We start from the raw sequence: 14,928 nt of genomic DNA on the forward strand, positions 1-14,928 counted from the left end.
TCTCCGAGGTGCTGCCGACCTTCGCCCGCAAGCCGCTGTTCGGGTACGCGTTCGTCGTCTTCAGCGGCATCGCCATCGGGTTCATGGGATGGGGTGTGTGGGCGCACCACATGTTCGCGGCCGGGCTCGGTCCCGTGGCCAACTCCGCATTCGCCATCTCGACGATGTTCATCGCCGTCCCGACGGGGGTGAAGATCTTCAACTGGATCGGGACGCTGTGGGGAGGCCGGATCCAGTTCAAGGCCCCGATGCTCTTCGCGATCGGGACGGTGGCCATGTTCATCATCGGGGGGCTGTCGGGGGTCACCCACGCGATCGTCCCCCACAACTACCAGCAGACCGACACGTACTACATCGTGGCCCACTTCCACTACGTGCTCTTCGGAGGGGCGATCTTCGGCCTGTTCAGCGGGGCCTACTACTGGTGGCCGAAGGTCTTCGGGCGGATCCTGAACGAGTGGCTGGGACACGCCCACTTCTGGGTCATGATGCTCGGCTTCAACCTGACCTTCGCTCCCTTCCACATCCTCGGCCTGCAGGGGATGCCTCGGCGTTACTACCAGTACCCGGCGGGGCAGGGGTTCGAGATGTGGAACATGGTCTCGACCGTCGGCGCGTTCATCATCGCGCTCTCGATCCTGATCTTCCTCGTCAACGTGCTGGTCACCCAGCGCAAGCCGCCGACCGCTCCCGCCGACCCGTGGGACGGACGGACGCTCGAGTGGACGATCCCGTCCCCGCCCCCCGCGCACAACTTCGACGAGATCCCGCGCGTCGAGCACCTGGACGACTTCTGGTACCGCAAGTACGCGCAGGACGAGTCCGGACATGCCGTGCCCGTCCCCGCCGGCGGGTCAGGCGAGGCGTCCGACGAGCATGGCTCGGGTGGGGGCCACGCCGTGCATCTCCCGGCGCCCTCGTACTTCCCCCTGGTGGCGGCCGCCGGCCTCCCCCTCATCGCCTACGGGCTGATGTTCCAGTGGGCGCTCGCCGCGGTCGGCGGGTTCCTCACGCTGGCCGGACTGTACGGCTGGGCTCTCGAGCCATCCGAGGAGTGACGGAGGACCAGTGGCTGCTACCGCAGAGCACACCGTAGAGGCGCATCACACGAGCACCGGGCTCGACAACCGCAAGCTCGCGATGTGGGCGTTCCTCGGCTCGGAGTGCCTCCTGTTCGGCGCCCTCATCGCCGCGTACCTCCTCTACCGGACGCGCGGGCCGGGCAAGCACCCATACGAGCTGTACGACATCCCCTTCACGTCGGTCAGCTCGTTCGTCCTGCTGATGAGCTCCCTGACCATGGTGCTCGCGCTGAACGCGATCCAGCGCGGGTTGGGGAGGGCCACCCGCGTCTGGCTCTTCGCGACGGCGATGCTCGGCACCGTCTTCATCTCCGGGCAGGTGTACGAGTTCACGACGTTCGTCAACGAGGGCATGACGATGGGCACGAACGCCGCTGCCAGCGCGTTCTACGTCCTGACCGGCTTCCACGGGACGCACGTCACGCTCGGGATCGTGATGCTCCTCTCACTGTTCGGCCTCTCGTTGGCCGGTCGGCTCCCGACCGAACGCAGCCTGACCGTGGAGCTCTGCGGGCTCTACTGGCACTTCGTGGACATCATCTGGATCATCATCTTCACGGTCGTCTACCTGGTTCCCCACTGAGGACGTTCATGGCCGACAACACCGAGACAACGATCCACGACCCGGGCGTCACCGAGCACGCCGGGCACGAGCACGCACACCCGGGTGTCGGGGAGTACGTGAAGATCGCCCTGATCCTGGCGGTGGTCACGGCCGCCGAGGTCGGTCTCTACTACGTGGAGGACCGGGTCGGCGAGGGGGTCACGGTCGCCGGGCTGATGGCGATGATGGTCGTCAAGTTCATCCTGGTCGGGCTGTGGTTCATGCACCTCCGCTTCGACAGCTCGATCTTCCGCCGCCTCTTCGTGGCCGGGATCGTCCTCGCCATCGCCATCTACGCGGTGGTCCTCGTACAGATGACGAGAGGCTCGCGGGGCAACCAGCCCGCGATCCGGGGTGGCCAGACGACCCCGCAGTTGATCCTCCCCTTCAGATGACGCTCGCGCAGGCCGCGTCCGCCGGTCTCGACTGGCATCCGCACCTCGAGGTGTGGGCCATCGTCGGCGGAGCGGCGCTGGCCTACCGGTACGCGGTGAGGACGCTGGGGCCTCGCTACGCTCCTCCGGGCGAGCAGGTCGTGACCCGCCGGCACGTCACCTGGTTCACCTTGGGCCTGGCCACCCTGTGGCTGGCGTCGGATTGGCCCGTCCACGAGCTGGCCGAGGGGTACCTGTACTCCGTCCACATGGTGCAGCACATGCTCATATCCCTGGTTGCGCCGCCCCTCCTGATGATGGGGATGCCGGCGTGGATGTGGCGGCTGGTCCTCGGGTCCGGACGCCTGCTGGGCCTCGTGCGACGGATCACCCGACCGCTGCTCGCCCTGGTCGTCTACAACGCGGTCCTCGTCCTGACGCATATGCCGTCGCTCGTGGACATCTCGGTGCGCAGCGAGCCGGTCCACTTCGGCGTCCACCTGCTCGTGTTCACGTCATCGCTCGTCATGTGGACGCCCGTACTCTCCCCGATCATCGAGCTCCCAGCGCTCTCGTACCCCGGCCGGTGCTTCTACCTGTTCCTGCAGTCGTTGGTGCCGACGGTGCCGGCCTCCTTCCTCACCTTCGGCGACGGCGTCATCTACCGCTTCTACGAGACGACGCCGCGCATCATCGCGCTGTCCCCCCTCGACGACCAGCGGACGGCCGGGCTGATCATGAAGCTCGGCGGAGGGTTCCTGCTCTGGGGGGTCATCACCGTGCTGTTCTTCAAGTGGTTCACGGCCGAGCAGAGGGACGGGTGGGACGCCCTCTCGTACCGCGACGTCGAGGCCACGGTCCGGACCCGGATCATGAGCGGAGGTAGGAACGAGACATGAACCCACAGTTCAGGGACCGCGTGCTGCTGCCGATCGCCGTGATCCTGGCGGCGTTCGTGCTCATCGAGATCCTGGCGTTCAGCCTCTCCAGGGTCTTCCTGGCGGTCAGCCACGACCTCGGACACAACCAGACGGCCGTCCTCGCCCTGGCCGTGGCCATCGGCGTGCTCGTCCTCTGTGCCCTGGTGGCGGCGCGGCCGCGCATCTCGTCGGGGACCCTCACCGCGCTGTGCGTGGTCGGGTTCCTGGCCGTCGTCGGAGCGGGCGTGGCGATGATGGGCAAGGCGGACGCCCCGGGCGGGGGACATGGTCCGGCCGCGGAGCACGGCTCCTCCGAGAACCTCGACGAGGTACAGCCGCAGGTCAGCAGCCCGGCCGCGCACTGACGCGAGAGCGCGCCCGGCAGGATTCGAACCTGCGACTTCTGGCTCCGGAGGCCAGCGCTCTATCCACTGAGCTACGGGCGCACGCGTAACAGACTATCGGGTCGAACCGACCGCGCGGACTCCCACGGAGAGCGGGGCTCTACTAGGCTGGACGCCCTATGGCCCGCATCCTCGTGGTCGACGACGACCCCATGATCGTCAAGCTGCTGCGCCTCAACCTCGAGATGGAGGGTTTCGAGGTGATCGAGGCGGGCGACGGCAAGGCCGCGCTGGAGGCCGTCTCCAAGCACCAGCCCGACCTGGTGGTCTGCGACGTGATGATGCCCAACCTCAACGGGCTGGAGGTCGTCGCCCGGCTGCGCAAGGACGGGGCCCACCCGGACCTCCCCGTCGTGCTCCTCAGCGCGAAGGCCCAGGCGATGGACGTCCAGCACGGCCTGGGCGCAGGGGCCGACGAGTACCTCACGAAGCCGTTCGACCCCGACGACCTGATCGCCGTCGTCCACCGCCTCCTCGAGCGCAGCCAGGGCGAAGGGCCGTCGTGATCGAGCGGGAGATCCACGAGCTGGTCTCCGAGGCGATCACCGAGGCATCGAGAGCCGGTGACCTCGGGCCGGTCCCCGACGTGATCGCGTTCGACGTGTCGCGTCCGAAGCAGAGGGACCACGGGGACTGGGCCGTGAACGCGGCCCTGCGGCTCGCGAAGGCCTTGTCCCGTCCGCCGCGCGAGATCGCGGAGGCGATCGTCGCCCACCTCCCGCGGCGGGAGTGGGTTCGGGCGGCCGAGGTGGCCGGTCCGGGGTTCGTGAACATCACGCTCTCGCACCACTGGCTGCACGAGGCGTGCCGGAGCGCTCGTCGGATGGGAGAGAGGTGGGGTTCGTCGGACACGGGGGCGGGGGCGAGCATGAACGTCGAGTTCGTCTCGATCAACCCCACCGGCCCCCTGCACATCGGCTCGGCCCGCAACGCGGCTATCGGCGACTCCATCGCCCGGCTGCTCGACTTCCAGGGCCACCGGGTTACGCGGGAGTACTACTTCAACGACGCGGGGAGCCAGATGGTGAACTTCGGGCTCTCGGTGGCCGCGCGGTACCTGGAGCTCCTCGGACGGGAGGCGTCCCTGCCGGAGGACGGGTACCACGGGGCCTACGTGATCGACCTGGCCCGACAGATCCTGTCGTCCGAGGGCGACAGGTACGCGGACCTCCCCCTCTACGAGCTCGGGGAGACGATGCGGGACCTCGCCTACCCCGTCGTGATCGGGTGGATCGAGAGGTCGTTGGGGAGGTTCGGGGTCCATATGGACGTCTGGTTCAAGGAGCGCGACCTCTTCGAGCGCGGCGAGGTCGATGCGGTCCTCTCCCGTCTGGACGAGCTCGGCCACCTCTACGAACAGGACGGCGCGAGATGGATCCGGACGACCGCGTTCGGGGACTCGCGTGACCGCGCGGTCGTACGTTCGGACGGGTCGCCCACCTACCTCTTGCCCGACCTCGCCTACCACGTGGACAAGGCGAAGCGCGGGTACGCGCGGATGGTGGTCGTGCTAGGTGCCGACCACCACGGACAGGCCCCCAGCCTCAAGGCCGGCATGCAGGCCCTCGGCGTCGACCCGGACAGGATCGAGGTCGTGATCTACCAGTGGGTGCACGTGCTGAGGGGAGGGGAGCCGCTCTCGATGGGGAAGCGGGCCGGGACCTTCGTCACCCTGGACGAGCTGATCGACGAGGTCGGGTCCGATGCCGCGCGGTACGCGCTCCTGAGCACCTCGTCGGACAACACCCTGTACTTCGACCTCGAGGAGGTCAAGAAGCAGTCGCTCGAGAACCCCGTCTTCTACGTCCAGTACGCGCACGCCCGGATCTGCTCGATCCTGCGCGGAGCGGCGGAGGACGGCGTCCAGATCGACGACGAGGTGCGATGGGAGGAGTTGCACCACGACGCCGAGGTGGAGCTGATGCGCCACATCGCGACCTTCCCCGAGACCGTCGTCCAAGCCGCGCGGGCGAGGGCCCCACACCGTCTGACGACCTATGCGCAGGAGCTCGCCCGTGCGTTCCACGGTTTCTACACGCAGTGCCACGTCCGGACGGACGACGCCCAGCTGCGCGCGGCCCGGCTCGCCCTCGCCACCGCGGCCAGGCAGACCCTGGCGAATGCGCTCGCCCTCCTGGGCGTATCGGCTCCCGAGCGGATGGACCGTCATCCGGAGGATCTCCAGGAGGTGGGGGCTTGAGCGGCTGGAGCGAGCTGCGCAGGGTCCTACCCGCCACCGCGGACGTCGGCGAGGCCGGACGGTTGACGATCGGCGGATGCGACGTGGAGGAACTCGTGCGGGCGCACGGGACACCCCTGTTCGTCATGGACGAGGAGGACTTCCGATCCCGCCTCTCCGCCTACCGCGACGCGTTCGGAGGAGAGAACGTCCACTACGCGGCGAAGGCCTTCCTGACATCGACGCTGGCCCCGGTCCTGTCCGAGGAGGGGGTGGGTCTCGACTGCGCCTCCGGCGGCGAGCTGTACACGGCGCTGCAGGGCGGGTTCGACCCCAGGCGCATCGTGCTGCACGGCAACAACAAGTCGGACGAGGAGCTGGAGCTCGCGGTCGACTCCGCGGTCTACCGGGTCGTGATCGACTCGGTGCACGAGCTGGAGCAGCTCGAGAGGATCGCCGCCTCCAGGGAGGTGGCGGTGGGGGCCCTGCTGCGGATAGCCCCCGGCATCGAGGCGCATACGCACGACTACCTCAAGACCGCGATCGAGGACACGAAGTTCGGCGTGCAGCTCGGCGAGGGGGCCCGCCGGGCGATCGATCTGGCCGCTCGAGCCCCGCACGTCGAGCTGGAGGGGATCCACTGCCACATCGGGAGCCAGGTCTTCGACCTGTTCCCGTTCGAGGAGGCGGCCCGTGTCCTGGTTGCCTTCCTCGCCGAGATGCGGCGGGCCACCGGACTCGAGCTCCCAGAACTCGACCTCGGCGGAGGTCTGGGCATCGCCTACCTCCCCTCGGACGAGCCCTCGGCGGTCTCGGAGCTGGCCAAGTCGGTCCTGGGCGCGGTCGAGGCGGCGGCCCGGGAGCACGACACGCCCGTGCCGGTCGTGAAGGTGGAGCCCGGACGCTCGGTCGTCGGTCCCTCCATGGTCACCCTGTACAGGGCCGGGACGATCAAGGAGGTGCCGGGCATCCGCACCTACCTGGCCGTCGACGGAGGGATGTCGGATAACATCCGTCCGGCTCTGTACGGGGCGCCCTACACCTTTTTGTCCGCGACGCGCCCGCAGGCCCCCCACGACCGGACCTACGCGATCGCCGGGAAGCTGTGCGAGTCGGGGGACCTGCTCTCGAAGGACGCCCGCCTTCCGGACGTCCAGCCGGGCGAGCTCGTGGCGGTCGCCGCCACGGGAGCCTACTGCTACGCGATGTCCTCCAACTACAACCGGCTCCCGCGCCCGGGCGTCGTGGCCGTGCGTGACGGTGCCGTGCGGGTCCTGGCCCGCCGGGAGACCTGGGACGACCTGGTCCGGCTGGAACGGTAGGCTAACCGGCGCATGGGCGAGAGAACGCTGGGGATCGGGCTGCTGGGGTGTGGGATCGTCGGGTCGGGTGCGGCCCGGCATCTGCTCACGCACCGGGAGGAGATCGCGCGCGCCGTCGGCGCGCCCGTGGAGATCCGGCGGGTCGCGGTGCGCAACATCGCGAAGCAGCGCGACGTCGACCTCCCCAAGGAGATCTTCACCCACGACCCGCAGGAGGTCGTGGACGATCCCGACGTGGACCTCGTCGTGGAGGTCATGGGCGGCATCGAGCCCGCCCGGACGGCGATCCTGTCCGCCCTGAAGGCCGCGAAGCCCGTGGTCAGCGCCAACAAGGAGCTCATGTCCACGCTGGGAGCCGAGCTGTTCGAGGCGGCCGACGAGCGCGGGGTCGACCTCTACTACGAGGCGGCGGTCGGAGGGGGGATCCCCCTGGTCCGGCCCATCAAGGAGTCGCTGGCCGGGGAGCGGATCAGGCGGCTGATGGGGATCGTCAACGGCACGACCAACTACATCCTCACCCGCATGTCGGAGGCGGACCTCGAGTTCGCCGAGGCGCTCGCCGAGGCGGAGGCGCTCGGGTACGCCGAGGAGGACCCGACGGCCGACATCGAGGGGTTCGACGCCGCGTCCAAGACCGCCATCCTGGCGTCGATCGCGTTCCGGGCCCGCGTCGTCCAGGGCGACGTGTACCGGGAGGGGATCTCGCACATAACCCATCAGGACATCGCGAACGCCCGGCGGCTCGGCTACGTCGTGAAGCTCTTGGCGATAGCCGAGGAGGCGGACGGGGAGATCGCGGTCCGGGTGCACCCGGCGATGATCCCGGCCACGCACCCGCTCGCGTCCGTGCGCGACTCCTTCAACGCGGTCTTCGTGGAGGGGGAGTCGGTTGGGGACCTGATGTTCTACGGCCGGGGGGCGGGCGGAGACCCGACCGGGTCCGCCGTGGTCGGCGACGTCGTGGCGGCCGCACGTCATCTCGTCGAGTCGGGACGGGGTCTCGGCTGCACGTGCTACGAGACCAGACGCATCCGCCCCATCGACGAGATGCACTCCCAGTACTACGTGCTGCTCTCGGTCGAGGATCGCCCCGGAGCGCTCGCCCGGGTCGCGGCGACCTTCGGCGAGAACGGGGTCTCGATCGGGTCCGTCTGGCAGGAGGGGACCGGGACGGAGGCGCAGCTGGTGCTGGTCTCCCACCGGGCCAGGGAGGCGGCCCTGCAGGCCACCATCCGGGGTCTCGAGCAGCTCCCCGAGGTGTTGAAGGTGATGTCGGTACTGCGCGTCGAGGGCGAGGAGATCTAGTGCCCCTGTGGCGCGGGGTGATCAACGAGTACCGCGATCGCCTCCCCGTCACCGGAGCCACGCCGGTGGTCACCCTCGAGGAGGGGGGCACCCCGCTCGTGCGGGCCGACGCGCTGTCCGGCCGGTCCGGCCTGGACGTCTGGCTCAAGTTCGAGGGCTCGAACCCCACCGGGTCCTTCAAGGACCGGGGGATGACGCTGGCCATCTCGAAGGCTCTCGAAGAGGGCGCGAAGGCGGTGTGCTGCGCGTCGACCGGCAACACCTCCGCGTCCGCCGCGGCGTACGCGGCCCGGGCCGGGCTGCGCTGCATCGTCTTCGTCCCCCATGGCGGGATCGCCCTCGGCAAGCTGGCCCAGGCGCTCATGCACGGTGCGGACGTCCTCGAGATCGAGGCCGGGTTCGACGGCGCCTTCGTCGTCTCGAAGGAGCTGTCGGAGCGATACCCGGTGACCTTCGTCAACTCGGTCAACCCCTACCGGATCGAGGGCCAGAAGACCTGTGCCTTCGAGGTGGTCGACGAGCTGGGGGGAGCCCCCGACTACCAGGTCATGCCGGTCGGCAACGCGGGCAACATCACCGCGCACTGGCGGGGGTACCGCGAGTACGGTCGCGGCTGCCCGGTCATGTTCGGCATCCAGGCCCAGGGCGCGGCGCCGCTCGTGCGAGGGGAGCCGGTGGCCACACCGACGACGCTGGCGTCGGCGATCCGCATCGGCAACCCCCAGTCCTGGGACGGGGCGGTGAGCGCGCGTGACGAGTCGGGCGGGGACTTCCTGGCCGTCTCGGACGCCGAGATCCTGGAGGCCTACCACGTGCTCGCGTCCGAGGAGGGCGTGTTCTGCGAGCCCGCGTCCGCCGCCGCGCTGGCCGGGTTCCTCCGGCTCCTCGACGAGGGGCGCCTAGAGCGTGGGAGGAGGGCGGTCCTGATCCTGACCGGGCACGGCCTGAAGGACCCCGACCGCGCCCTGGCCGAGGCTCCGGCGCCCAAGAGCGTCCCCGCCGACGTCGAGACCGTCGCCGGTCTGCTGGGCTGGTAGATGAGGTACCTCGTCACCGCTCCCGCCTCGACCGCGAACCTCGGCCCCGGGTTCGACTGCGTCGCGGCGGCCCTGACCCTCGACCTGTCGGTGATCGCGGACGACGAGGCGGACGAGGCCCGCATCGACGTCATCGGGGAGGGAGCGCAGGCCATACCGACGGACGGGTCCAACCTGCTCGTGCGGGCGGCGGAGGTCGTCCATGGTCCGCTGCCGCCCCTGCACCTGCGCGTGCGGAACCATATACCGATGGGCCGGGGGCTGGGGTCGTCCGCAGCCGCGATCGCCGCGGGGGTCGTCCTCGGGACCGCGCTCAGCGGCCGGAAGCCCGAACCGGAGGAGATGCTCGCGGCCGCCTGCTCCCTCGAGCCGCACCCCGACAACCTGGCCGCGTGCCTGTACGGGGGGCTGGTCGTGGCCGCTCCGTCCGGTGGGGGAACGAGCGTCATCCGGATGGACCCCGCCCGCCACATCCGCCCGGTCCTGCTCGTCCCCGAGGAGCACGAGCTCGGTACGGAGCAGGCGAGGAGCGTGCTGCCCCAGCAGGTGGCGAGGCCCGACGCGGTCTCGAACGTGGCCTGGACGGCGGGGCTCGTCGCCCTCCTGACGGGCCGAACCTCCGCCGACCCCCGGGAGCTGCTCACCTGCACGCAGGACCGGCTCCATCAGGACGCCCGGGCGCCGCTGATGCCGGAGACGGCACGCCTGCTCCAGAGGCTGCGGGAGGCCGGCGTGGCTGCGTGCGTGTCCGGAGCCGGACCCTCGCTCGTCTGCCTTGTCACCGGCAGCGGTGAGGATGTCGTGCGCGAGGTGGCCGAGGAGCTGGCCGGGTGGCGCCTCGTGGTTGCCGACTGGGAGTCCCGCGGAGCGCGGGTGGAGACGATCGACGGGAGGTTGGTGTAGAGCGTGACCGAGACCCATGAGCTCCGCGAGATAGCGCGCCGTCTGCGGACCAGGATCGTAGAGATGACCACGGAGGCCGGCAGCGGCCATCCGACCACGGCGCTGTCCTGCGTCGAGATCGTGACCGCCCTGCACTTCTCCCGTCTCCGCTGGAACCCACGGGACGCCGGGTGGCCCGACCGGGACCGGTTCATCCTGTCGAAGGGGCACGGGGTGCCCGTGCTCTACGCCGCTTACGCGGAGGCAGGCGCTATCCCCGAGGAGGAGCTCTCGACGCTCCGACGGACCGGCTCCCGTCTGCAGGGACACCCCGATCCGGTGCGCCTCCCCTTCGTCGAAGCCGCGACCGGGTCGCTCGGACAGGGGCTGTCCATCGCGATCGGCCTCGCGCTCGCCGCGAAGACCGATGGAGCCTCCTGGCGCACCTACTGCCTCATGGGCGACGGGGAGATCCAGGAGGGACAGGTCTGGGAGGCGGCGATGTCCGCCCCCCGGTTCGAGCTGGACAACCTGGTCGCCATCGTGGACAGCAACCGGATCCAGCAGACGAGCTCGGTCCGGGAGATCCTCCCCACGCTCGAGCCGATCGTCCCGAAGTGGGAAGCGTTCGGGTGGCACGTGATCGACGTGGACGGCCACGACCTGGGAGCGGTGCTCGCCGCGCTCGACGAGGCGTCGTCCACGCGTGGTCGCCCGACGGCGATCGTCGCCCGCACCGTGAAGGGGAAGGGCGTGTCGTTCATGGAGGACGACCTGGCGTTCCACGGCAAACCGGCGAACTCCGACCAGGCGAAGATGGCTATCGAGGAGATCAAGAGCGCATGAGCAAGGACCGCGCAACTAGGGAGGCCTTCGGGGAGGCGCTGGTTCGGGTGGGGGAGTCAGACCCGCGGGTCGTCGCCCTCGACGGGGACGTGGCCACGAGCGTCTTCACCCATCTCTTCGCGGAGCGGTTCCCCGACCGCTACTTCCAGGTGGGGATCGCCGAGCAGAACATGGTGGGGATCGCGGCCGGGCTCGCGATGGCGGGGAAGATCCCCTTCTGCGCCTCGTTCGCCTGCTTCGTGACCGGACGGTTCGACACCATCCGGATGTCCGTGGCCTACAACCGCTCCAACGTGAGGATCGTAGGCACCCACGTGGGTGTGGGCATCGGTCCGGACGGGCACTCCCAGATGGGCCTGGAGGACGTCGCCCTCATGCGGACGCTGCCCAACATGGCCGTCGTCCAGCCTGCCTCGGGGATCGAGACCGAGCGGGCCGTCGAGTACCTCACCCAGCACGTGGGACCGGCCTACATCCGCCTCACCCGCCAGAAGCTGCCCGCGCTCTACGACGACGACTACCGGTTCGAGTTCGGGAAGGGAGTCCGGCTCCGGGAGGGGTCCGACGTGGCCATCATCGCGTCCGGACCCTCCGTCGCCGAGGCCCTGAAGGCGGCGGACCTGTTGGCCGACCACGGGATCTCCGCGGCCGTGGCGAACATCCACACGATCCAGCCCCTCGACGACGACCTGGTCGAGGAGCTGGCCCGCTCGTGCGGTCGCGTGGTCACGGTCGAGGATCACGTCGTGGCGGGCGGGCTCGGCGGGGCCGTCTGCGAGTGCCTGTCCGAGCGCGCTCCCACGCCGGTCCTGCGGATCGGGGTCCGGGGGTTCGGCGAGTCCGGCGATCCCGACGAGCTCTACGACCGGTTCGGCCTGTCCGGGCTCCGGGTCGCGGAGCAGGTGGCTTCCTTCCTGCAGTCTCCGGCCGAGATGCAGCTCTCGGGACAGGGTCTCTAAGGTCGTTGCTACACCCCCGACCCGATGCTACGGTTGATCGTCCCGCCCGTACCGGGCCCGCGGAGAGATCATCGACATGATCGAGACCGTTAACCTGCGCAAGGTGTACCAAGGGAACGTGGTCGCCCTCGACGGGATCACGTTGCGCATCGAGAAGGGCGAGTTCGTCTTCCTGGTCGGCCCCTCTGGGTCGGGGAAGTCGACGCTCACCAAGATCATGATGCGCGACGAGGACGCCTCGGAGGGCGAGGTCCGGGTCTGCGGCTTCGACCTGAACAAGATCTCGCGTTACAAGGTGCCCTACCTGCGCCGACGCATGGGGGTCGTCTTCCAGGACTACAAGCTCCTGCCGAACAAGACCGTCTTCGAGAACGTCGCGTTCGCGCTGGAGGTGACGGGCCGCAAGCGTCCCCTCATAGAGAAGCTCGTACCACCCGCGCTCGAGGTCGTCGGCCTGGCGAACAAGCTCGACCGCTTCCCCCACCAGCTCTCGGGAGGCGAGCAGCAGCGGGTCTCGATCGCCCGGGCCTTCGTGAACCAGCCCCAGCTCCTGCTCTGTGACGAGCCCACCGGGAACCTCGACCCCGCCACCTCGCTCGAGATCGTGCGTCTCCTCGACCGGATCAACCGGACGGGAGGGACCACGGTCGTCATCGCCACCCACGACCACGCGATCGTCGACACGATGCGTAGGCGCGTGATCGAGCTCGAGCACGGCCACCTGGTCCGCGACCAGCACCGCGGCGTCTACGGACCGGTCGGAGGCTGAGTGGCGCTGAAGGTCAGGTACTTCCTGCGCGAGTCCGCCGCGAACCTGCGGCGCAACCTGCTCATGACGGTGGCGGCGTCGCTGACGGCCGCCGTCTCCCTGCTCCTGCTCGGAGGCGTCCTCACGCTCGGCGACCTCGTGCGAGGCTTCACCTTCCACATCGAGGAAGGCGTCGAGGTCTCCGTCTTCCTCGTGGACGACATCACCGCCGAGCAGCAGACGGAGATCCAGCGGCAGATCGAGGATCTCGAGGTCGTCCGCGGAACCACCTTCGTCTCGAAGGCGGACGCCTACGAGGAGTACAAGGAGATCTTCCGGGACAAGCCGGTCATGTGGGAGAGCGTCTCCGAGGACGACCTCCCGGCTTCGTTCCGCGTGCACATGCGGGACCCGGAGCGGGTCGACATGGTGAAGTCGCGGCTTCAGGGCAACCCGCGGATCGACGACATCGAGGACCACCGGGAGGCGGTCGGGAGGATCGTCCGGGTGACCGGGATGCTCCGGACCTTCTCGGGCGCGATGATCGCCGTCCTGCTCGTCGCCGCCGTGCTGCTCATCTCCAACACGATCCAGATGGCGATCTTCGCGCGCCGCAAGGAGATCGAGATCATGAAGCTCGTGGGGGCCACGAACTGGTTCGTGCGCGTCCCGTTCGTGCTCGAGGGCATCGCGGTGGGCGTCGTGGGAGCCGGGGTGGCGCTGGGCATCCTGAGCGCGGCGAAGTACGCGATCAAGCAGTTCCTGCCTCCGTTCATCCCTACCCCGTTCCTGCAGGTCGCGGACGCTCGGCACATCCTGTGGCTCGTCCTGCTCGGCTCCCTGATCGGGGCGGTCGGGTCTAGCGTGGCCCTGCGCCGCTACCTGGACGTCTGACCCGCCGCCACGGCGAGCAGACGGCCGGCCTTCAGCTCGGTCTCGGCCCATTCCTCCCCCGGGTCGGAGTCGGCCACTATCCCGCCGCCCACCCCGAAGGACGTGACGCCCCCGGCCATCGTGAACGTGCGGATGGCGACGTTGAGGTCCATCGCCCGCGTCCGCGTGTCGATCCACCCCACCGCGCCGCAGTAGACCCCGCGGCGGACCGGCTCTAGCTGCTCGATGATCGAGAGGACCGCCGGCTTCGGGCACCCCGTCACCGATGCGGGCGGGAAGGTGGCCCGGACGATCTCGGCGACCGTCGCGCCGTCACGCAGCCGCCCCCGCACGGTGCTGACCAGGTGGTACAGCCCGGGATGGGCCTCCACCTGCATGAGAGAAGGGACGGTGACGGTCCCCGGGACGCACACGCGCCCCAGGTCGTTGCGGGCCAGGTCGACGATCATCACGTTCTCGGCCCTGTCCTTCAGGCTCCGGGCGAGCAGCTCCGGGTCGGCGGCGGTCCCTTTGATCGGACGGGTCTCGATGGTGGACCCGTCCCCGCGTAGGTAGCTCTCGGGTGACGCGGACACGACCTCGACCTCGCCGAGACGCACCCACGCGGCGTGCGGGGCCGGGTTGGCCCGGGCCAGGGCGGCGGAGAGCGCGACCCCGTCGGTCGTCATCGGGCAGGTCAGGCGTCGGGTCAGGTTCACCTGGTAGCAGTCGCCCGCCCTCAGGTGGTCGTGGATCGTCCGGACCGCGGCCTCCCAGGCCTCTCGGGTCATGCTGGTCTCCCACCCGGTGAGCGGCCGGTGTGCGCCGGGTGCGACCGCGGAGGACAGCGCGTCCCTGAGGATGGCCAGGCCGGCCCCCCCTCCGGCCGGGGAGGGGCCGTGTCCGGGCCGCATCTCCAGACGGGCACCGAAACGGGCGAGCAGGAGGTCCGGAAGGATCGGGTCCGGGGGGTTGAGGGTCGGGAAGGGCTCGGTGGCGCGGCCCAGGTCGTAGGAGAGGAAACCCGCCCACCACCCCGGCGCGAGCCCGACCAGCGCCTTGAGCGCGTCCGGACCCGAGGCCTCCACGACCTCCTCGGGAGCCGCGGCCAGGATGGTGGACCGGCCCGAGGAGAGGAGGACGGCGCCCACCTCGCGGGGGAGGGCGGCGGCGACCCGGTGTGCCTGGTCCATCGGTCCAGGGGACCATAGGCGGGTCCTTGCCCGGCGACCGGCCGCAAGGTAGGATGCCTGCTGTTCTCTTGAGTGCGGAGAGTTGCTGAAGTGACCGTCACCCGACGCTGGCCCCGGTACGCCCTCGCCGCCCTCCTCGCGGTGTTCTCGTCGGTGCTGGTGTCCGCGCCCACGGGGGCGCAGACCGGGAGGTCTCCCAC

The 14,928-nt window shown here is 69.7% G+C and carries 16 protein-coding genes and 1 tRNA gene; 15 read left to right on the forward strand and 2 right to left on the reverse strand.

Annotated features, from left to right (window positions below):
- The 5 genes from VM840_10345 to VM840_10365 all read left to right on the forward strand — a co-directional run.
- Positions 1–1,058: cbb3-type cytochrome c oxidase subunit I (locus VM840_10345; protein ID HVL81978.1), on the forward strand; the 1,058-nt coding region annotated here is incomplete at its 5' end.
- 10 nt (positions 1,059–1,068) lie between these two features.
- The gene (locus tag VM840_10350) at positions 1,069–1,665 is read left to right on the forward strand and encodes a heme-copper oxidase subunit III (protein ID HVL81979.1); all 597 of its coding nucleotides are present in this window, start codon (positions 1,069–1,071) and stop codon (positions 1,663–1,665) included.
- A gap of 8 nt (positions 1,666–1,673) precedes the next feature.
- A complete protein-coding gene (locus tag VM840_10355; protein ID HVL81980.1) occupies positions 1,674–2,081 on the forward strand; it encodes a cytochrome C oxidase subunit IV family protein in 408 nt (135 codons plus the stop codon).
- On the forward strand, positions 2,078–2,959 hold the full coding sequence (locus tag VM840_10360; protein ID HVL81981.1) for a cytochrome c oxidase assembly protein: 882 nt from the start codon (positions 2,078–2,080) through the stop codon (positions 2,957–2,959). The genes VM840_10355 and VM840_10360 overlap by 4 nt, the downstream gene beginning before the upstream one ends.
- Positions 2,956–3,345 (forward strand): hypothetical protein, encoded by a 390-nt coding sequence (locus VM840_10365; protein ID HVL81982.1) that lies wholly within the window; start codon positions 2,956–2,958, stop codon positions 3,343–3,345. Before VM840_10360 ends, VM840_10365 begins: the two co-directional genes overlap by 4 nt.
- Positions 3,346–3,353: 8 nt before the next feature.
- Here the strand turns inward: VM840_10365 and VM840_10370 are convergent.
- Positions 3,354–3,426, reverse strand: a tRNA-Arg gene (locus VM840_10370).
- Between the two features lie 77 nt (positions 3,427–3,503).
- Here VM840_10370 and VM840_10375 point away from each other — a divergent pair.
- The 10 genes from VM840_10375 to ftsX all read left to right on the forward strand — a co-directional run bounded on the left by VM840_10375 (position 3,504) and on the right by ftsX (position 13,556).
- Positions 3,504–3,890: a response regulator gene (locus VM840_10375; protein ID HVL81983.1), complete on the forward strand. Its 387-nt coding sequence runs from the start codon at positions 3,504–3,506 to the stop codon at positions 3,888–3,890.
- Positions 3,887–5,584, forward strand: a complete 1,698-nt coding sequence (gene argS / locus VM840_10380) for an arginine--tRNA ligase (GenBank protein HVL81984.1) — start codon at positions 3,887–3,889, stop codon at positions 5,582–5,584. The genes VM840_10375 and argS overlap by 4 nt, the downstream gene beginning before the upstream one ends.
- Complete coding sequence (gene lysA / locus VM840_10385; protein ID HVL81985.1) at positions 5,581–6,885, forward strand: diaminopimelate decarboxylase; 1,305 nt, start codon at positions 5,581–5,583, stop codon at positions 6,883–6,885. Before argS ends, lysA begins: the two co-directional genes overlap by 4 nt.
- 12 nt (positions 6,886–6,897) lie before the next feature.
- Complete coding sequence (locus VM840_10390; GenBank protein HVL81986.1) at positions 6,898–8,190, forward strand: homoserine dehydrogenase; 1,293 nt, start codon at positions 6,898–6,900, stop codon at positions 8,188–8,190.
- Positions 8,190–9,227: a threonine synthase gene (gene thrC, locus VM840_10395; protein HVL81987.1), complete on the forward strand. Its 1,038-nt coding sequence runs from the start codon at positions 8,190–8,192 to the stop codon at positions 9,225–9,227. Before VM840_10390 ends, thrC begins: the two co-directional genes overlap by 1 nt.
- The gene (gene thrB / locus VM840_10400; protein ID HVL81988.1) at positions 9,228–10,130 is read left to right on the forward strand and encodes a homoserine kinase; all 903 of its coding nucleotides are present in this window, start codon (positions 9,228–9,230) and stop codon (positions 10,128–10,130) included.
- 3 nt (positions 10,131–10,133) lie between these two features.
- A complete protein-coding gene (locus VM840_10405) occupies positions 10,134–10,955 on the forward strand; it encodes a transketolase (GenBank protein ID HVL81989.1) in 822 nt (273 codons plus the stop codon).
- The gene (locus VM840_10410) at positions 10,952–11,914 is read left to right on the forward strand and encodes a transketolase C-terminal domain-containing protein (GenBank protein ID HVL81990.1); all 963 of its coding nucleotides are present in this window, start codon (positions 10,952–10,954) and stop codon (positions 11,912–11,914) included. The genes VM840_10405 and VM840_10410 overlap by 4 nt, the downstream gene beginning before the upstream one ends.
- Before the next feature lie 76 nt (positions 11,915–11,990).
- Entirely contained in the window at positions 11,991–12,683 is a 693-nt protein-coding gene (ftsE, locus tag VM840_10415) for a cell division ATP-binding protein FtsE (protein HVL81991.1), read from the forward strand.
- Positions 12,684–13,556 carry a permease-like cell division protein FtsX gene (gene ftsX, locus VM840_10420; GenBank protein HVL81992.1) on the forward strand — a complete coding sequence of 291 codons (873 nt, stop codon included), beginning with the start codon at positions 12,684–12,686 and terminating at the stop codon, positions 13,554–13,556.
- Here the strand turns inward: ftsX and VM840_10425 are convergent.
- Positions 13,541–14,728: a chorismate-binding protein gene (locus tag VM840_10425; protein ID HVL81993.1), complete on the reverse strand. Its 1,188-nt coding sequence runs from the start codon at positions 14,726–14,728 to the stop codon at positions 13,541–13,543. The two genes, ftsX and VM840_10425, sit on opposite strands and share 16 nt — an antisense overlap.
- Positions 14,729–14,928: the final 200 nt, after the last annotated feature.

The organism is Actinomycetota bacterium (assembly GCA_035540895.1).
Taxonomy (GTDB): domain Bacteria; phylum Actinomycetota; class JAICYB01; order JAICYB01; family JAICYB01; genus DATLFR01.